Genomic DNA, 17,893 nt, shown 5'->3' on the forward strand with positions numbered 1-17,893 from the left:
ATGAATCCGAACTACGCGCCAGCGCCGCGGCTTTCGCCGCTTCGGTATTGCAAATGGCGCTGGCTGCATTTCCGCCGCTCGTGGACGGACACGCGCGCGGACCGGATTCCGAGCTGGTCGCGCCTGTATTTGCGCACGTATCTGCATCTCGTCGGCCTCGTGCTGCTGACGGCCGGCGTGACGGTCGCGGTGCTGTGCGCGGCGCTGACGCCGCGCACGCTCTGGCATGCGTTCGATGCGCTGCCGGGCGGCGAATGGCCGGTGATCGCGGCGGTGCTGGGTCTGCCCGCGCTCGCCGCTTATCGCTGGATGCGGCCGGTGTGGTCGGATCTCGTGATGGTGCGCGAGCGCGCGATCGATTTCACGGGCGGGCGCTTCAACACGCGGGCGCGCGAATCGCGCAGCGTGATCATCGGGCCGCTCGCGCGCACGCTCAACGCGCTCGCGATGCGCATGGAGCGCCTGATTGCCGCGCAGCGCGATCTGACGAACGGCATTTCGCACGAATTGCGCACGCCGCTCGCGCGCGTGCGTTTCGCGCTCGAAAGCCTGCGTGAACCGGGGTCGGCGGCTGAATACGAGAACGCGATCGCGAGCATCGAGCAGGACGTGACCGAACTCGACGAATTAATCGACATGAGCCTCACCTACGCACGGCTCGAATACAGCTCGTTGCAGTCCAATCTCGAGCAAACCGCGCTGGCTGCATGGTTCGACAAGCAGATCGGCGATGCCGCGCTGTTGTACCCGGACAAGGTGATCGAATCGCGCATCGAGCTTGGCCGGAACGTGCGCGTGAGGATGGATAAGCGGCTGATGTCTTATGCGGCGCGCAACCTGCTGCGCAACGCGAGCAAGTACGCGCACGCGCGCATCGTGGCCGGGCTGCGGATGCGCCATGGCAACATCGAGATCTATGTCGAGGACGACGGGCCGGGCGTGCCCGACGCGGAGCGCGAACGGATCTTCGATGCGTTCGTGCGGCTCGATCGCCATACGGCCGGCTACGGCCTTGGCCTCGCGATCACGCAGCAGGTGCTGCATGCGCACAATGGGCGTGTTGCCGTGGTCGATCCGGTCATTTTGTCCGGAGCGCGCTTCGAGATCAGTTGGCCGGTTTGAGCCGCCGTTTTTCGGGGCAAGCGCCGGGGAGCCGCCGTGCGTATCGTTTCGATGCGCACGGGTGGCCGCACATAGTGCCAGGCATGGCCAGGCACTGGTCGCGCGCGGTTTCGTGCGGCGGCGCAGGCATTTTGCCCGGCCCGGCCCGGCACGCGGCCCGGCGTAGGCGCCGGGCCGCGTGCCGTCAGTACGTTCGCCCGAGTTGCAGATACAAGTTGCGCCGTCCGCCCGGCGCGAGCGCGACGCCCATGTATACAGGGCCGAACGAGGTCGTCAAGCTGGTGAAGAACGTATAGCTCTGCTTCAGCGTGCTGCCGCCGATGCGCGTGCCGCCATTCCAAACATTGCCGAGTTCCGCGCTCGCGCCGACGAAAAGCGCCTTGACGGGCGACGCATTGAACGTCATCAACTGATTCATATAGGTGACCTGCCCGTAGACGAGCGCGTCGCCCGTCAGTTGATCCGCCGCGTATGCGGACAGGTGCTGGAACCCGCCGAGCGTGAAGTTGAACATGTTGAGCAGGTTCTTGCCGCCGAAGATCTTGCCGCCCTCGATCGTCGCGCTGACGCTATGGCGGCCGAGTTGCTGCGCGACCATCACCTTGCCGTATACCTCGGTGTGCCGCGCGTCGGTGGCATTGTCGAAAAAGTCGTCCAGCGAATCGCTGCTGCGCGTCGACAGCGAGCGCTCGACCCGGAATTCCGTGAAGTAGCCTCTGCGCGGGAACAGCGGATCGTCGAGCTGGTCGATCACGAGCCGCGCCCGCACGCTGAGCGCCTGAGCGGAGAGTCCGGGGAACAGAAATACTCTCGACGGGAAAATGTCCCCGACGTCGAGCGGCAGATTGTAGGTGGGCGCGCCCGTGCCGTGCGCATAGGCGAGGCCGATGCGGAAATCGCCGAGGTGGCCGATCGGCCAGCCGACGTCGACGCCGACGCGCTGCGTCTGCAACCGGTACTGGGTGAGCTTGACGTCGTCGTCGTACATGTTCACGAAGCGCCGCTGGTATTCCGCGTAGGGCGCGACATACAGGCCGGGACGGTTCAGCAGCGGCTGGCGCAGTTCGACATGCGCCGTTTGCAGATCGCTGCCGAGCGTCGTATCGACGCGGAATTCGAGGCCGGACGGCGTCAGCCACGGACGGCGGTAACCGATGTGCAGCCGGAAGCCGCCTTCGTCGCTCGAACTGCTCGACAGGCCGAGCCCGAACAGCAGGAAGTTCGGCCCCCAATATTTCTCGCGCGCGTCGATCACGAGGCGATGTTCATCGCCGTCGGTGACCACCTGTTGCGTGACGCTGTCGAAATTACCGCTGGTCGTCAGGGCAAGCAGATCCTGGCTGACTTGCTTCGGATCGTAAGTGTCGCCAGGCTTGATGTGCAGCGCGTCGCGCACGATCCGCGCCGGGACGGGGCCGTTGGTTTCGACGTCGATCGCCGTGATGCGGATTGGTTGCGGCGGCGGTTGCGTGTGCGCGGCGCGGTATGCCGCGTATTGCTCGGGCGACAGCGCATAGCGCTTCAGGCTCGGCAGTGCGTTCGCGGCGGCTTTTTCACCAGCTGAGATCGCATCCTGCGCGTTCTGAAAATCGGTGAAGCTGAGCTTGCCGAGCGCCGGCTCGAGCAGCACGTCGCCCGGCCTCAATTGCTTGCGCTGTCCGGCGAGGTTTTGCCGGATCAGGATGCCGACCATCTGCTGCATCACGTCGGCTGGTGACGCGAGCGAGTCGAGCGGCTTGAGCTGCGAGCCGATGTTGACCGCGATGACGACGTTTGCGCCCATCTGCCGCACGGTGTCGACCGGCAGGTTGCTGACGAGCCCGCCGTCGACGAGCGTGCGGCCGTCGATCTCGGCGGGGGAGAAGAGGCCCGGCATCGCCATGCTGGCGCGGATCGCGAGCGGCAGCGATCCATGGTCGAGCTCGACCATCTCGCCCGTGCGCAGATCGGTCGCGATCGCGCGAAACGGGATCGGCAGTTGATCGAACGGCTGATTGGTCGGCACGGCCGCCGTCCAGGTCGATAGCAGCCCTTGCAGCTGGTTGCCCTGCACCAGTCCGACGGGCGCCTTGAAGCCTTTCTTGCTGAAACCGAGCGTCAGGCCATCGATATACAGCCGCTCGTCCTCGCGCCGTTTTTGCGGCAGGTCCGAGCGCTCGGTGACGTCAAATGCGATGTCGGAGAGATTGACCTGCGACAGCCGCCGCTGCATCTCGTCCGCGGTCATGCCGCTCGCGTACAGGCCGCCGACGACTGCGCCCATGCTGGTCGCCGCGATGCAGTCGACCGGAATGCGGTTTTCCTCGAGCACTTTCAGCACGCCGAGATGCGCATAGCCGCGCGCGCCGCCGCCGGACAGCACGAGGCCGATCGCGGGACGGCCGTTGGGGCCGCCATCGGCCGCGCAGGCCGCCGGCCCCGCGCGGCGGGCGGCAGCCGCCGCAGCGGCCGGCGCCGGTGTTGGCGGAGGAGACGCGGCAAGCGTCGCCGCCGGCTGCGCTATTGCCGGGGCGGCTGCGAGCGTGGCTGCACGGGCGGCTGCATCGGCGGGCGCGCCGGGGGCATCGGCGGCCTGGGCGCGCCCGGGCCATCCCGCCGCGGCGCAGACGATCAACAGCGCGGCGACGAGGCCGGTACAACCCGGAATGGGCTGGATGGAAGCGGGCGTGAGCGCCGTCATTGTCTTAGCTATCGCGGGAGTGAACGGGATAGTCGGAATACCGGGCCGGGGCCGGCGGAAGCGAGAGAGTACCGCTTTTGTCCATCTGTCGCTAATCGGTCGCAGATATTCGATAAAAATTGGCGAAATTGCCTAAAGTATTTTTGCGTCCTGCCGCTAAGCGACTGAATGGATGGTGCGCGTTGCAGCGGATCGCGCTTGGGGCGCCAGCGGTTTGCCCGCATCGTCGTTTCACCGATTCGAATAGAGGCTTCACCATGGCGGCACCGTTTCTCGAAAGGCTCTTTGCGCACCAAGTCGCGGTTGATCCGGGCACGGCGAGCACGTTGATCTATGTCCGCAACCGCGGCGTCGTGCTCAATCAGCCGTCGGTCGTCTGTTTCAGCAAGCGCGGCGGCGCGAGTGCGAAGGCGCGCGTGGAGGCGGTCGGCGAGCAGGCGAAAGCGCTGCTTGGCCGCTCGCCGGAGCATCTCGAGGCGGTCCGGCCGCTGCAGCACGGCGTCGTCGCGAACTACCACGCGGCTGAGCAGATGATGCGTCTGTTCGTCGACATGTCCAATGCGCGCTCGATGTTCGGGCGACGCGTCGCGTTCACGCTCTGCGTGCCGTCGAATGCGACGGCGCTTGAGCTGCGCGCGATCCGCGATGCGGCGCTCGCGGCCGGCGCGTCGCGGGTCAGCGTGATCAGCGAGCCGCTTGCGGCCGCGCTCGGCGCGGGGCTGCCGGTGTCGGCCGCGATCGGCTCGATGGTCGTCGATATCGGCGGCGGGACGACCGAGGTTGCGGTGATCGCGCTTGGCGGCATCGTCTATCGCGAGACGATCCGCGTCGGCGGCGAGCAGTTCGACGCGGCGATCGTCAACCACGTGCGCAACGTCTACGGTGTGCTGCTCGGCGAGCAGACGGCCGAGCACGTGAAAAAAACGATCGGCGCCGCCAGCGGCCGCGTGCCGCGCGTATCGATGCAGGCGGTTGGGCGCAGTGTCCGGGACGGCTTGCCGCGCAAGATCGAGTTGAGCAACCATGACATCGCCGATGCGCTCGCGATGCCGCTGAATCAGGTGGTTAGCGCGGTGAAGGGCGCGCTCGAGAATGCGCCGCCCGAACTCGTCACCGATATCGCGGATCGCGGCATCGTGTTGACGGGCGGCGGCGCGCTGCTCGCGAATCTCGGCAAGCGGCTGTATGACGAGACGGGGCTCGTCGCGCGGGTTGCGGACGATCCGCTCACGTGCGCGGTTCGAGGCGCCGGCATCGCGATGATCGAGCGCAGCGGGTTCGACGTCGGCGCGCAGGAGATGAGGGTGCGATGGGGTTCGATGCGGCTGCTGGGGCGAAGCAGGGTATCGATTTGACCGGGGCGGCATGCAGCCCCCGTGCCCGCGATGGCCGGACGGAGCTGGATGTCGCGTGAACCCCGTCATCCAGCCGCGCCCTGTCTTGGCCACAGCGCCGCGGCATTAACGCCGGATGCGGCCGCGCCTGTTGGCCGCCCGGATGCAACCTGTTCGCCGTCCGCTGTCGACCGGGATGATCATGCGGCCGCGCGCGGCCCGTCATCGACGAGCCCAGCCGCGAAGCCTCGCGGCGGGCCGGTAGGCCAATAGGCCAACGCGCGGCGCGAGGCTGCGCGGCCGCGCGTATTCTGCCCTATGCTGTGCCAATCCTGTCGCGCACACCGCGCGTTGCACGCAGCATGGGAGTTTCGATGTCGATGACTGCAGATGATTCCTCCGTTCGCGGCCCGGCCGCCGCGCCCGCTTTCACATCCACGCCGACACACGCACCAGTAACGGATTCGCCGTCGCCCCCCGCGGCGTTCGTCGCGCCCGAGCCCGACGTGCGCAAACCCGCGCGCGGCAGCCAGCACGTGCTGAAGGCGGGCAGCGCGTTCGTGGTCGGCGACGCGCTCGGCGACATCACGGGCCACGACGACGGCTTTTTCGTCGACGACATGCGTGTGCTGTCGCAGTGGCGGCTCACCTTCGGCGGCCGCGCGCCATCGCTGCTGTCGGGGGCAACGAGCGCGGACAACGCGTCGTTTACCGCGCATCTGACAAACCGGCCGCTGCCGCCGCTCGGCGGCAGCGAGACGCCTGAAGGCGTGATCCACATCGAGCGGGTGCGCGTGCTGGCCGGCAATGTGCTGCACGAGGCGCTCACGCTGACGAACTATGGAACGGCCGATGCCGAAGTGCCGCTGTCGATATCGTTCGGCGCGGACTTTCTCGACATGTTCGAAGTGCGCGGCACGCCGCGTGCGCGGCGCGGGACGATCGCGCCGCCGCGAATCGACGCGGGCGGCGTCCAATTGCGTTACGACGGGCTCGACGGCGTGACGCGCACGGTCTGCATCGGTTTGTCGCCGGCGCCCGCCCGCTTGTCGGTCGACCGCGCCGATTACGCGCTGAACATCGCCGCGCAAGCGTGCGTGTCGATCTATCTGAGCGTCGACGCGCGCGTGGGCGAAGCCGCCGGCGCCGCGCCGCCGATTCCCGACACAGGCCGCGGCGCGCTGCGCGGTGCGCTCGTCGGCGTGCACCGCGCGATGCGCGAGCGCCGCCGCGCGATGGCGCGGGTGCGCACCAGCAATCCGCTGTTCAACGCGTGGCTCGACCGTTCGCTGGCCGATCTCGGTCTGTTGACGACCCAACTCGACACTGGTCCCTATCCATATGCGGGCATTCCGTGGTTCTCGACGCCCTTCGGCCGTGATGCGGTGATCACGTCGCTACAGATGCTGTGGCTGCAACCGTCGCTTGCACGAGGCGTGCTGCGCTTTCTTGCCGCACACCAGGCGCGCGAGACGTCAGCGTTTCGCGATGCCGAACCCGGCAAGATCATGCACGAGTTTCGCCGAAGCGAGATGGCGGCGACGGGCGAGGTGCCGTTCGCGCTGTATTACGGCGGGGTCGATACGACGCCGCTGTTCGTTGTGCTCGCGGGCGCCTACGTCGAGCAGACCGGCGACGATGCGCTGATCGACGAGCTGTGGCCCGCGCTCGAACGGGCGACGCAATGGGTGATCGACGTATGCGAGCGCAATCCGCGCGGCCTGCTCGATTATCAGCGTACATCGGAGCGCGGTCTCGCGAATCAGGGGTGGAAGGACAGCCACGATTCGGTATTTCACGCGGACGGCCGGTTTCCGGACGGGCCGATCGCGCTCGTCGAGGTGCAGGCGTATGCGTGCGCAGCGTTCGAAGCGATGGCCGAGATTTCGCGCCGGCGGGGCCACGCGGCCGATACCGTGCGCTACGCGCTGCGCGCGAAGACGTTGCGCGAGCAGGTCGAGGCGCTGTTCTGGATGCCCGACGCGGGCTTCTACGGGATCGCGGTCGATGGGTACGGCCAGCTCTGCCGCGTGCTTGCGTCGAACGCCGCCCATCTGCTCGCGTTCGGGCTGCCCGAGCAAAGCCGCGGCGAAGCGGTCGCGCGCGTGCTCGACTCGACGCTGTTCCAGACCGGTTGGGGGGGCCGCACGCTCGCAGCGGGGCAGCCGCGTTTCAATCCGATGGCGTATCACAACGGTTCGGTCTGGCCGCACGACAACGCGCTTGCCGCTCGCGGTCTTGCGCGCTACGGCGACAAGCGCGCGGCGATCGAACTGCTGCGGGCGCTTTTCGAGGCGGCGGTGAGTTTCGACATGCGGCTGCCCGAACTGTTTTGCGGTTTCCCGCGCCAGCGCGGCGAGCCGCCGACCGCGTATCCGGTTGCATGTCTGCCGCAAGCTTGGGCGGCAGGTGCGCCGTTCATGATGCTGCAGGCGTGCCTCGGCATTGGCATCGACGCGGCGCGCGGCGAGGTGCGCATCGAGCGGCCGGCGTTGCCGGAGGGCGTCGACTGGCTGCGTATAGACAGCTTGCGCGTTGGTGACGATAGCGTGTCGCTGACGTTCCGGCGCGTCGACGGGCAGGTGGTCGCGGTTGCCGACGGCGGCGCGCGGGTCGTTGCGGTGCTGTGATGTGCGGGGATTTCGTTGAAATGCACGCGGATTGCGCTGAATCGAGGCGGCGCGCGTCGCGCGCCATACAATGGGATCGCGGTGCCGAAGTTCGGGCGGCTTGATATGCGCGATGTTGACGGGCAGCGTTGGTTTGCCGCTCGAACGCCGGGTTGATCGACGCTGCGCGCCGGCGATCGAACACCGCAGCGTGACGCGCGCCGATTCACCCGCTCGGCGCTGGCTGGTGCAAGCGCAGGCGCGTCGAGTGCAACAAACCGTATGGCGAGGTATTCACAATGACGAACGACAATCCCGACAACACGCGTTCGCAAGGCGAGCAGCCGAAGCTCGAACAACTCGAGGCGGCGGTCGATCATCTGCACGAGTCGATCCAATCGCACAGCATCGCGCTCGGCGCGGCCAAGGGCATCTTGTTCAGCCTGATCGAGACGCTTGGCGCGCTCGTCGGCGATCCCGATTTGCCCGAGCACGCTCGCTCCGGCTATGAAGCGTTGCGCAACAAGGCGAGTGAACTGAGGGCGAACCTCGACAAGCATTGACGCTGCGTGTCGAATGCCGGATACGCGGCGGCGCGCGGGATCGCCGGCGCGTCGTGCTGCCCGCGGATTGCCGCAACGCGGAAACCGTCGTGGTTTCAACGGCTTGGCGCTTGCATGCGCAGGATATCCACATGTTTGTCGACAGAAACTGTGGAAAACCGGCCGGGCAGGTTTCGTCGCGGGCCCGTCTACCCGGCAAGCACGGCAATGCGTATGGATCGTCGCTCTTCACTCTTCAGCCGCGGCGTTTTTTTGCGCCGAACATCGGGGCTGAGGTTCGATGCGGACCTGCATCCGTTTCGACAACGGGTCTTTACCGTGCATCAAGTATCGGTGCGATGCTCGCGGTTTCGGCGTTGAACGGCGTATCGATCTTGTTGCCGGGCGTTGCGCATGGCTTCGCGGGCCACATTCAGGCGCAGAGGGCTCACCGAGTTGGGATGCCGCAGCGATAGTGCGGCGACCGGCAGGCAGATTGTTCTTGCTTCGGCCGTTGAAGCTCAAAAATGTCGTGGCCTATGTCGATTTCGGACGAGCCGGTTCGTCGTGGCGATAGAGCGCCCGCGCACGGTGCGCTCGAATCGTCTGATTAATCAATCACAGTCCAGGAGCCGTACCATGTCCGCCGCAGTCAAACCGATCCCCGAAGGGATGCACTCGCTGACCCCCCATCTGATTTGTGATGGCGCTGCCGCCGCGATCGAGTTCTACAAGAAGGCGTTCGGCGCCGTCGAACTCAGCCGGCTGCCTTCGCCGCACGATCCTGACCGGCTGATGCATGCATCGGTCAGGATCGGCGATTCGACGCTGATGCTTGTCGATGAAATGGCCAATTGCGGCGCGCTCGGGCCAATCGCGCTGAAAGGCTCGCCGGTATTCATCCATCTGTACGTGCCCGACGTCGACGAGACGATCGCGCGTGCGGTCGAAGCCGGTGCGAAGCTGACGATGCCGGCCACCGATATGTTCTGGGGCGATCGCTACGGGCAACTGGACGATCCGTTCGGCCATCGCTGGTCCGTGGGTACGCATAAGCACGATTTGACGCCGGAGCAGATTCGCGCAGCGATGCAGAAGGCGATGCCGCCTGCGCGGTAAGCGCGTCGCGTTCGTTTTCCGATGATGGACGGGCGGCGTGCGGGACAGGCGCCGTTTCCATCAGGAGGAATGCGATGAGCCTGAAGTGCTATGGCCGCTTTTTTCTGCAGGCGCGTATCGACGAGGCCGCTCCGACCGGGCGCGGCCGGCCGCGCGAGCAGCGGCCAAGCGGCCAGAACGATATGCTCGTGCGGCTATGTCTCGATGCCACGCTCTGCATGGGCGGCACTGCGACGTGATTCGCAATGAAGAATGCGCCTGGGCTGCACGCTCGGACGTTTGCGCGAAGCGTTCCCTGCAGCGCGTTGAGATAACCCGCGCGGATGTGCTGCCGCGCTTCTGATGTCCTGCGAAAAAGCGAGTCCGATCAACGTGTTGACCTGAGCATGCCCAGGATGTCCACAGGCTTGCCAACAAAAATTGTGGAAAAGCGCAGGGCGGCGGGCAGGGCGACGTATGGCGTGATAAACGGCCGGCGTGCGTGTGCTGGCTGCCGCGCTCCTGACGCGATGGAAAAAATGTCGCCAGATCAATGGGTTGAGTGGTGGATGCTCAGGATGTCCACAAGTTTGCTCACAAAAATTGTGGACAAGACGGGGATGAGCCGTGGCGAAATCATGGCGTCGAGCGCTTGCGTGCCGTTTATCTGCCGCATTGCCGAAATTACTGTTGCATCAAGGAGTTGATCGATTGATGCTCAGGATGTCCACAAGCTTGCCAACAAAAATTGTGGAAAAGCGGATTCGTCAATGAAGCGGGCCTGAACGACGCGTTACGGCTTGCGTTGCGGGCGGGCCGCTTACCGGCGTGTCAATGAACACCACGAAGGGGAGATTGCCCCGCCGCGTGGCCGTCACGCTATCGACGACACTCCCGGCTTATTCGGCAAAGTCACTCATCCATATTAATAAGATTAATGGGATTTTGCTAAATCCACCGCTACCTTTCTAATTGGAAGATTATTGAAAATTTATAAAAATAAATTTCTTCATATCTTCTGAATATAATGAGTATATCTTCTGTCGTTGCCATCGCTTCAAAAGCAAAAAGCAGAATTCATTAGGCGCGTAATCACATTTTGATTCACCGATGCGCGGCCTGCGAGATTGGCCGACGGCGATGAGGTCTAGGCCGATAACCCGGCCAGATGGGATATCTGGCATAACTATTACCCTATAGGAATGCTGACATGCAAGAACTCAACATGCAGGAAGTGGAGGCTGTTTCCGGTGCGGGTCTCCTCGGTGGGGTCTTCGGTGCTCTCAGCGGTTTAGTCAATGGCGCGTGGGGAGGCGGACTGACGCTTGCCCAGCAGGGCGGCTGGATTGCCGGCCAGGACGGCGGCGCCGGCGTCCTGGCCCCGGTGACGTCGCTGATCGGCGGCGTGCTGGGCTACCCTACCGGTGTGGTGGTAGGCGGGCTTGCCGGGACCGTCAACGGGCTTATCGGCGGTTTGATCAGCCCAGGCTTGTAATCGCGGCGTTAAAATAAAAAATAATCGGGCGGCTTACTGGCTGCCCGATTTTTTTACTGCCGAGATTTTGTGAGAGATGGGGAAAAGACGTCGCGCGTGAATTTTTTGTGTAAATGCCTGGCTTCTGCGCCTTTCCCGTTCTTATTTATCGGAAAATGCCTGCCGGGTTTCTGCCGAGCCGATCATTGCAGCCAAAATAGATGGCGAAATTGCCGCGTGCATGTATCGCCGAGCGCGGTTAGTACGTTTGCAGGGCCGGAAACCGTACCCTGACCGTCAATCCGCGTCCGTTCGCGCCGCTTTCGAGCGATACCGCCGCACCGTGCTGTTCGGCGATGCGCTTGACGATCGACAGCCCGAGTCCGCTGCCCGACGTCGAGACGAGCTGCGCGCCGTCGCCCCGATAGAAGCGCTCCCAGACTCGCAGCCGATCCGCTTCGGCAATGCCGGGGCCGTTGTCGCGCACTTCGAGCGCGGCGCCGCCTGAGCCGGCGTCGGCATACGCGTCGACATCGACGCGCGCGCCGGCGCCCGCGTAGCGGATTGCGTTGTCGACGAGATTGTTGAGTAGCACCCGCAGCGTGTCGGCGTTGCCTGGCACATGCACGGGCGCCGCGCCGCCGACCATGCCGAGGTCGACGCGCTGCGCGCTCGCCGCGCGCGCGCTCGGCGACGACCGAGCGGCCCAGCGCGACGAGATCGACATCGGCGAACGACGCGGCCGGCGCCTCGGGCTCGAGCCGCGCGAGCGTCAGCAATTGCTCGGCCAGGTGTGCGAGCCGGGACACGCCCGCCTGGATCTGCGCGGCGATGCGCGCGTGTTCGTCGGCGCTCGCCGCGCGGCCGAGAAGCTGTGTCTGAATCGACAGGCCCATGATCGGCGTGCGCAACTCGTGCGCCGCGTCCGCGATGAAGTGCCGCTGCAGCGTGAACGAGCGGTCGAGCCGCGCGAGCAGATCGTTGATGGCGGCGGCGAGCGGCTTGGCTTCCGCCGGTACGGTCGTGATGTCGAGCTGTTCGAGGTGGGTGGCGTGGCGGCGCTTCAGGCCGGCCGCGATTGCGCCGAGCGGCCGCAGCCCGTAGCCGATGCCGAACCACAGCCCAAGCGCGAGCAGCGGCAGCAGCGACAATACCGGCCACAGCAGATGTACGGCGATGCCCGCAATCGCCTCCCAGCGCGCTTGGCGCTGTTGGGCGACGCGGATCGCCGTGCCCGCGCTTTCGCGCGTGAAGGTGTGCCAACGCTGGCCGGACGTGTCGAGTTGCACGAAGCCGGTTCGCTCGGGGGGCGGCAGATGCGTCGCGGGATCAGTCGTGAATTCGAGCCTGCCGTCGCGCCAGACTTGCAACAGCACGTCGTCGGGATCGTAGTCGAGCGAATGGTGCGTGCTGCTCTTGTCGCGGCTCGCGATCGACAGCTTGCCGGTGGCATCGACTTGAATTTGCTTCGACAGGCTGCGCATTTGGTCGTCGAGCAGATCGTCGAGTTCGCGCAGCGCGCCCCAGTAGGTGCCCGCGCTCGCCAGCACGCCGATCACGCACGCGGCGGGCAGCAGCCATGCCAGCAGCCGGCCGCGCAGCGACGCCGGCAGGCGCGCGAGGCGGCGCTGCTTGCCGTTCATGCGCCGTCTCCGATCCGGTAGCCAACGCCGCGCACGGTCAGGATTGCTTCGTGGCCAAGCTTCTTGCGCAGATTATGAATATGCACTTGCACGGCGTTGCTCTCGATTTCGTCGCCCCAGCTATACAGCCGCTCCTCGAACTGCTCGCGCGAGATCACCACGCCGGGCTCGCGCATCAGCTCGTGCAGCAGCACGAACTCCTTGGGCGACAGCGTGATCTCCTCGTCGTCGCGCCAGACCTGGTGGCGCGCCGGATCGAGGCGCAGCGCGCCGGCCGTGAGCATCGTCTGCGCGCGGCCCGCCTGACGGCGATTCACCGCGCAAATGCGCGCGAGCAGTTCCTCGAGCGCGAATGGCTTGACCAGATAATCGTCGGCGCCGCAATCGAGGCCGGCGATGCGCTCGGGCAGCGCGTCGCGCGCGGTGATCACGATCGCGGGCAGCGCATCGTCGCGGCGGCGCAGCGCGGCGAGCACCGTGAGGCCGTCCTTATCCGGCAAGCCGAGATCGAGCAGCAGCAGGCCGTATGGCGTGGTGCGCAGCGCGAGCGCCGCAGCCTCGCCGTTTTGTACCCAGTCGACCGCGAAGCCTTCGTGCCTGAGGCCCTGTTCGAGCCCGCTGCCGATCAGCGGGTCGTCTTCGACGAGCAATACGCGCATGGGGATCATCCATTCGAGTCCGGCGCACGCTCGCTCGCGGGCACCCCTGCACGCATGATAAGCGCTGCAACCTTAGCTTCGGCTTAAAGCCGCGGCGAGGGCGGGCGGACTGAACGGCCGGGCGGCGCTGGCCGGGCGTGCTTGATTGGTGCGCCGGGTCATGCCGGACAGCGCGCGGAAGCCGGTGATGCGAGGCGCCAGCGCAATGATCGGCTGGCCGAGCGGCCAGGCGCGCGGAAGCGCCGGAAGCGCCGGAAGCGCCGGAAGCGCCGGAAGCGCCGGATGCGCGCCCGCGCGGTGAGCATGGCCGGTGTGCGCGCGTCCGGCGTGTTGCGATGCACGATCGCGCCGGGCCGCAGGGGACGAGGCCGATTTGCCGCCCGGATATGTTTGGCGATACGGCTTACCGCGCCCATCCGGCTGAAATCCGCGCGCGCCGGGCGAATGTGGGCCCGCTCGGATATTGCGGCAATGCCGCAATATCCGATTAAATAGTCTGATGTAGATGGTTTTGCAAAATCAAAAATTAATTTTTTGTATATTCTGATTGGAAAAATTTGGAGAATGGAAGGTGTTTTCCGAGGATGATTTGAGGGAGCCGGCAGTGAGACGATCGTATCCCGTGGTGAAATCGGTTTGCCGGCGCTCGGGCAAGTCGGGCGGGCATGTGAGGTAGGTGCCCACGTAGTTGCGCAATGTCATCAGTTATTAACTCAAGTCAGAAAAAATCTCTGAAGAGCACTTGCCGGTTATTTTGACGATTGCTAATCTCTGGGTGATGCGGAATGGCAGGACCGCAGATATCGAGAAAATGAATAAATAAATGACTTCGAGAAGGGCCACCATGATGATGACTTACCGTGATAAGGATACTCCATCGTTTCGAATTGGCGATGTCGTGACGCTCAGGACGGGCGGTCCGCGCATGACCGTAACCCACGTCGGCCCCGTCGTGTTCGATCAAGGTGAATGGGTGATCTGTCAGTGGTTCGACGAGCACGGCGAATTCCGGCAGGAGATGTTTCCGAACCACGCCGTCGTGGGCGAGCCGCGCACGGTTTCTGCGGGGCTCGTGCGGATGCGTTCGCTGGCGGCTCGCGGCCCCGCGCAAGCTTGATGCGCGGCGCACGGGGTAGTTCACTGGCTGGGCCAAGCCGGCGGGGCATGGGCGCGATGCGCTTGCTCCGTGCCGCGGCTACCTTTGCTGAGTGGCAATGCGCCTCTGCACGCGCTCGACAAGGCCGGTCGAGAAAGCCTTCATGCTGAGCGCGCGGCGCTTGAGCCGAACCTCGCTCGCGATATCGCCGGGCGGGTTCGGTTGCATTGCCCACGTGAGCGTCAGCAGCCAGCCGATGATTGTCCAGCCGAGCAGCGCGTTGAACAGCGCGATCGTCAACTTGTCATGCCGGCGCCGGCGATCGGCGACGATCGCCGGCAGGAAGTAGAGCGCGGCGGCGGCGGCCGAGCCGGCGATCTGAACCAGAATGCTTGTCTGCATGGTGCTGCTCCGTCGTGCGTCGGTGCAACGGCATGGTCGTTCGACTTGACGCTGAACCTGCAATGGAGCCGATTGTCGCGCGTTTCGCGTGGTTTTGCCGGCAACTCATTGTTGCGGTTTTGTCATTGATCGACGGCCGCGGGCAGCGGCGCGGCCGCCGTCCGCGCGAGCGCGAATCCTTCGGCCAGCCAGCCCGTGAGGCCGCCCGCCATCAGTTTCACTGGCCGCCCGAGGCGGGCAAGCCGGAGCGCCGCGCGCGCCGCGCCGTTGCAATGCGGGCCCGCGCAATAGACGACGAAACAGATGCCGCGCGGAAATGCCGATAACTTGCTTTCGATGATCTTTCGATGCGGCAGGTTGTGCGCGCCGGGCACGTGTCCGGCGGCATAGCGTTCGGGGCTGCGCACGTCGAGCAGCACGAAATCGGGCGCGCCGGACGTCAACGCATCGTGCACGTCCGAGCAGTCGGTTTCGAAGCCGAGCGACGCTTCGAAATGGGCGATGGCGGCGGTGCTGTCGGCGGGGGGAATGTCAGTGACGAAGGACATGCCGAGGGCTCCTGTTTTTGGCGAGGCGGCGATGAACATGTGTGTCAAGTATCCGTAACGCACGCCCGGCGTGACAGTGGCGCGATCGACAACTTCCGGTAACATTGCGCCATGCGCAATCATCTCGTCGTCACGCTTGCCTACGATCGGCTTTGTACCTTCGAATTCGGCTGTGTGGTCGAGCTGTTCGCGTTGCCGCGGCCGGAACTGGGTGTCGACTGGTATCGCTTCGCGGTTTGCGCGAGCGAGCCGGGGCCCGTGCGCGCGGCGGGCGGCATCACGGTTGCCGCGCCGCACCGGCTCGCGCTGATGGACCGCGCGCAGACGATCGTGATTCCCGGCTGGCGCGATCCCGACGAAACGCCGCCCGAGCCGCTGCTGAAGAAGATTCGCGCCGCACACCGTCGCGGTGCGCGCCTTTGCTCGATCTGCTCGGGCGTTTTCGTGCTCGCTGCCGCTGGCATTCTCGACGGCGTCACCGTGACCACGCATTGGCGTTATGCACAGCGTCTGCAGGCGCGTTATCCGTCGCTGCGCGTGAATCCCGATGCGTTGTATGTCGATGCGGGGCAGATCGTTACGTCGGCGGGCTCAGCCGCGGGCCTCGACATGTTGATGCACGTGGTGCGTCGCGATTACGGCAGTGCAATCGCCAATCGCGTCGCGCAGCGGCTCGTCCTGCCGCCGCATCGCGACGGTGGCCAGGCGCAGTTCGTGCCGCGTCCGTTACCCCGTGTCGGCGGCGACCGGCTCGCGAAACTGATCGACTGGATGCGCGCGCATGCTGCACAGCCGCATACACTTGCGTCGCTGGCCGCGCGTGCGGCGATGAGCCCGCGCACGCTGCAACGGCTGTTCCGCGACGCGACGGGGCTCGGGCCTTACGAATGGCTGATACGCGAGCGTGTCGGGCTGGCCAAGGAGTTGATCGAGCGCGATCCGGCGCTGAGCGTTGCTCGGGTCGCCACGCTGGCGGGATTCGGTTCGGAAGAATCGTTGCGACGTCACTTCAGGCGCATCGCGGCGACGAGCCCTGCGGTGTATCGCCGCAATTTCGATGCGCGTTAGCGTGCATTCGCGCCGCAGGCAAGCGGCTTGCGGCCCGAGCCGGCATGCGCGTGCGCAGCGGTCGAACGCGCGGCCAACGGGCTTGCGACGCGCATGTCAAAGCGGGCGTATCGGCGCTATCATCGCCACTTCATCTCGCCATACAGCTTGAGCTGTCCATTGCCATGACTACCGCCACTGCCTGCGTCATTGACCACGACCGCCTCGCCGACTTCATCGAACGCAAATGGAACGACGAGATTCTGCATGCGCTGACCGACTACATCGCGGTGCCCGCGAAAAGCCCCGCGTTCGATCCCGACTGGGCGAAGCACGGTTATATCGAGCGCGTCGTCGCCGATGCCGCGCAGTGGGCAGAGCGGCAGCCCGTCAAAGGGCTGAAGGTCGAGATCGTGCGGCTTGCCGGCCGCACGCCGGTGATTTTCTTCGAGACGCCCGCGACACGCACGGGGAGCACCGAGACGATCGTGCTGTACGGCCACCTCGACAAGCAGCCCGAATTCGACGGCTGGCGCGCCGATCTCGGTCCGTGGACGCCGAAGCTCGAGAACGGCAAGCTGTACGGCCGTGGCGGTGCCGACGACGGCTATGCGATCTACGCGAGCCTCACCGCGCTTGCCGCGCTCGACGCGCAAGGAATCGAGCGGCCGCGCTGCGTTGGCCTCATCGAGACGTGCGAGGAATCGGGCAGCTACGATCTGCTGCCTTACGTCGACGTACTGCGCACGCGGCTGGGCGACGTAAGTCTCGTCGTGTGCCTCGATTCGGGCGCGGGCAATTACGATCAGCTTTGGCTGACGACGTCGCTGCGCGGGCTCGTGTCGGGCGACTTGCAAGTCGAGGTGCTCGAGGAGGGCGTGCATTCGGGCGTGTACGGCGGCATCGCGCCGTCGAGCTTCCGCGTGATGCGGCAATTGTTCGAGCGGCTGGAGGATGCGGCGACCGGCAACCTGCTGCCCGCGTCGTTCCATTGCGAAGTGCCGGCAGGCCGCCTGCGTGAAACCGAGGCGGCCGCATCGATTCTCGGCGACGCCGTCTGGAAGGCGATGCCATGGGCCTGCGGGCAGGACGGCAAGCCGGTGCTGCCCACGACGACCGATCCGCGCGAGGCGCTTCTCAATTCGACGTGGCGGCCGTCGCTGTCGGTCACGGGCGCGCAAGGCTTGCCCGCGCTGGAGAACGCGGGCAACGTGCTGCGGCCGCGCACCGCGTTCAAGCTTTCGCTGCGGCTGCCACCGCTCGTCGACGCCGCGCAGGCTGTTCAGCAGTTGAAGGCGCTGCTGGAACTCGATCCGCCGTACAACGCGAAAGTCACGTTCAAGCCCGACGCGGGCGCGGCGACCGGCTGGAACGCGCCGGATCTCGCGCCGTGGCTCGCAACCGCGCTCGACGACGCGTCGCGCCGGCACTTCGGCGCGGACTGCGCGTACATGGGGCTCGGTGGCACGATTCCATTGATGAACGTACTGCAGGCGGGTTTTCCCGCGGCGCAGTTCATGGTGTGCGGCGTGCTGGGCCCGAAATCGAATGCGCATGGGCCGAACGAGTTCCTGCATGTGCCGTATGCAAAGAAGCTGACGGCGGCGGTCGCCGACGTGATCGCCGTCGCGCGTTGACG

The 17,893-nt window shown here is 65.6% G+C and carries 15 protein-coding genes and 1 pseudogene; 11 read left to right on the plus strand and 5 right to left on the minus strand.

Features of this window, described 5'->3' with window-relative positions:
• Positions 1-1,122 (plus strand): ATP-binding protein, encoded by a 1,122-nt coding sequence (locus WS68_RS22315; RefSeq protein ID WP_059572807.1) that lies wholly within the window; start codon positions 1-3, stop codon positions 1,120-1,122.
• A 184-nt stretch (positions 1,123-1,306) separates the two neighbouring features.
• Here WS68_RS22315 and WS68_RS22320 read toward each other — a convergent pair whose 3' ends face one another.
• Entirely contained in the window at positions 1,307-3,802 is a 2,496-nt protein-coding gene (locus WS68_RS22320; protein ID WP_059572808.1) for a patatin-like phospholipase family protein, read from the minus strand.
• A 257-nt stretch (positions 3,803-4,059) separates the two neighbouring features.
• Between WS68_RS22320 and WS68_RS22325 the strand changes: the two genes are divergently transcribed.
• The 7 genes from WS68_RS22325 (at position 4,060) to WS68_RS22345 (ending at position 10,880) form a co-directional block, all read left to right on the plus strand.
• Entirely contained in the window at positions 4,060-5,157 is a 1,098-nt protein-coding gene (locus WS68_RS22325; protein WP_059572809.1) for a rod shape-determining protein, read from the plus strand.
• A gap of 353 nt (positions 5,158-5,510) precedes the next feature.
• Entirely contained in the window at positions 5,511-7,766 is a 2,256-nt protein-coding gene (locus WS68_RS22330) for an amylo-alpha-1,6-glucosidase (RefSeq protein ID WP_059573108.1), read from the plus strand.
• Between the two features lie 278 nt (positions 7,767-8,044).
• Entirely contained in the window at positions 8,045-8,308 is a 264-nt protein-coding gene (locus WS68_RS22335; RefSeq protein WP_059572810.1) for a hypothetical protein, read from the plus strand.
• A 618-nt stretch (positions 8,309-8,926) separates the two neighbouring features.
• Positions 8,927-9,406, plus strand: a complete 480-nt coding sequence (locus WS68_RS22340; protein WP_059572811.1) for a VOC family protein — start codon at positions 8,927-8,929, stop codon at positions 9,404-9,406.
• Positions 9,407-9,480: 74 nt separating this feature from the next.
• Complete coding sequence (locus WS68_RS27940) at positions 9,481-9,645, plus strand: hypothetical protein (RefSeq protein ID WP_156429613.1); 165 nt, start codon at positions 9,481-9,483, stop codon at positions 9,643-9,645.
• 156 nt (positions 9,646-9,801) lie between these two features.
• On the plus strand, positions 9,802-10,092 hold the full coding sequence (locus WS68_RS27945) for a hypothetical protein (protein WP_156429614.1): 291 nt from the start codon (positions 9,802-9,804) through the stop codon (positions 10,090-10,092).
• A 503-nt stretch (positions 10,093-10,595) separates the two neighbouring features.
• Positions 10,596-10,880 (plus strand): hypothetical protein, encoded by a 285-nt coding sequence (locus tag WS68_RS22345; RefSeq protein WP_059572812.1) that lies wholly within the window; start codon positions 10,596-10,598, stop codon positions 10,878-10,880.
• Between the two features lie 238 nt (positions 10,881-11,118).
• Here the strand turns inward: WS68_RS22345 and WS68_RS22350 are convergent.
• Together WS68_RS22350 and WS68_RS22355 are read right to left on the minus strand one after the other, a co-directional pair.
• Positions 11,119-12,502, minus strand: a pseudogene (locus tag WS68_RS22350) (sensor histidine kinase).
• Positions 12,499-13,161 carry a response regulator gene (locus WS68_RS22355; RefSeq protein WP_059572813.1) on the minus strand — a complete coding sequence of 221 codons (663 nt, stop codon included), beginning with the start codon at positions 13,159-13,161 and terminating at the stop codon, positions 12,499-12,501. The pseudogene WS68_RS22350 and the gene WS68_RS22355 overlap by 4 nt, the downstream one beginning before the upstream one ends.
• Positions 13,162-14,008: 847 nt before the next feature.
• Here WS68_RS22355 and WS68_RS22365 point away from each other — a divergent pair.
• Complete coding sequence (locus tag WS68_RS22365; protein ID WP_082710251.1) at positions 14,009-14,278, plus strand: YodC family protein; 270 nt, start codon at positions 14,009-14,011, stop codon at positions 14,276-14,278.
• Between the two features lie 78 nt (positions 14,279-14,356).
• On the opposite strand, the gene WS68_RS22370 is transcribed toward WS68_RS22365, so the two are convergent.
• Both WS68_RS22370 and WS68_RS22375 read right to left on the minus strand, forming a co-directional pair.
• Positions 14,357-14,659, minus strand: a complete 303-nt coding sequence (locus tag WS68_RS22370; RefSeq protein ID WP_059572815.1) for a superinfection immunity protein — start codon at positions 14,657-14,659, stop codon at positions 14,357-14,359.
• Between the two features lie 122 nt (positions 14,660-14,781).
• Positions 14,782-15,207: a rhodanese-like domain-containing protein gene (locus WS68_RS22375; RefSeq protein WP_059573112.1), complete on the minus strand. Its 426-nt coding sequence runs from the start codon at positions 15,205-15,207 to the stop codon at positions 14,782-14,784.
• Between the two features lie 111 nt (positions 15,208-15,318).
• Here WS68_RS22375 and ftrA point away from each other — a divergent pair, with 111 nt between their 5' ends.
• Together ftrA and WS68_RS22385 are read left to right on the plus strand one after the other, a co-directional pair.
• A complete protein-coding gene (gene ftrA, locus WS68_RS22380; RefSeq protein ID WP_059572816.1) occupies positions 15,319-16,275 on the plus strand; it encodes a transcriptional regulator FtrA in 957 nt (318 codons plus the stop codon).
• Between the two features lie 164 nt (positions 16,276-16,439).
• Entirely contained in the window at positions 16,440-17,891 is a 1,452-nt protein-coding gene (locus WS68_RS22385; RefSeq protein ID WP_059572817.1) for a M20 family metallopeptidase, read from the plus strand.
• Positions 17,892-17,893: the final 2 nt, after the last annotated feature.

The sequence above is a fragment of the Burkholderia sp. TSV86 genome, assembly GCF_001522865.1.
In the GTDB taxonomy this organism is placed as follows: Bacteria; Pseudomonadota; Gammaproteobacteria; order Burkholderiales; family Burkholderiaceae; genus Burkholderia.

Excerpts from the sequence above, each read along its gene's own strand:
- WS68_RS22315 (WP_059572807.1), top strand. The coding sequence starts at position 1 with ATGAATCCGAACTACGCGCCAGCGCCGCGGCTTTCGCCGCTTCGGTAT.
- WS68_RS22320 (WP_059572808.1), bottom strand. The coding sequence starts at position 3,802 with ATGACGGCGCTCACGCCCGCTTCCATCCAGCCCATTCCGGGTTGTACC.
- WS68_RS22325 (WP_059572809.1), top strand. The coding sequence starts at position 4,060 with ATGGCGGCACCGTTTCTCGAAAGGCTCTTTGCGCACCAAGTCGCGGTT.
- WS68_RS22330 (WP_059573108.1), top strand. The coding sequence starts at position 5,511 with ATGTCGATGACTGCAGATGATTCCTCCGTTCGCGGCCCGGCCGCCGCG.
- WS68_RS22335 (WP_059572810.1), top strand. The coding sequence starts at position 8,045 with ATGACGAACGACAATCCCGACAACACGCGTTCGCAAGGCGAGCAGCCG.
- WS68_RS22340 (WP_059572811.1), top strand. The coding sequence starts at position 8,927 with ATGTCCGCCGCAGTCAAACCGATCCCCGAAGGGATGCACTCGCTGACC.
- WS68_RS27940 (WP_156429613.1), top strand. The coding sequence starts at position 9,481 with ATGAGCCTGAAGTGCTATGGCCGCTTTTTTCTGCAGGCGCGTATCGAC.
- WS68_RS27945 (WP_156429614.1), top strand. The coding sequence starts at position 9,802 with ATGTCCACAGGCTTGCCAACAAAAATTGTGGAAAAGCGCAGGGCGGCG.
- WS68_RS22345 (WP_059572812.1), top strand. The coding sequence starts at position 10,596 with ATGCAAGAACTCAACATGCAGGAAGTGGAGGCTGTTTCCGGTGCGGGT.
- WS68_RS22355 (WP_059572813.1), bottom strand. The coding sequence starts at position 13,161 with ATGCGCGTATTGCTCGTCGAAGACGACCCGCTGATCGGCAGCGGGCTC.
- WS68_RS22365 (WP_082710251.1), top strand. The coding sequence starts at position 14,009 with ATGATGACTTACCGTGATAAGGATACTCCATCGTTTCGAATTGGCGAT.
- WS68_RS22370 (WP_059572815.1), bottom strand. The coding sequence starts at position 14,659 with ATGCAGACAAGCATTCTGGTTCAGATCGCCGGCTCGGCCGCCGCCGCC.
- WS68_RS22375 (WP_059573112.1), bottom strand. The coding sequence starts at position 15,207 with ATGTCCTTCGTCACTGACATTCCCCCCGCCGACAGCACCGCCGCCATC.
- ftrA (WP_059572816.1), top strand. The coding sequence starts at position 15,319 with ATGCGCAATCATCTCGTCGTCACGCTTGCCTACGATCGGCTTTGTACC.
- WS68_RS22385 (WP_059572817.1), top strand. The coding sequence starts at position 16,440 with ATGACTACCGCCACTGCCTGCGTCATTGACCACGACCGCCTCGCCGAC.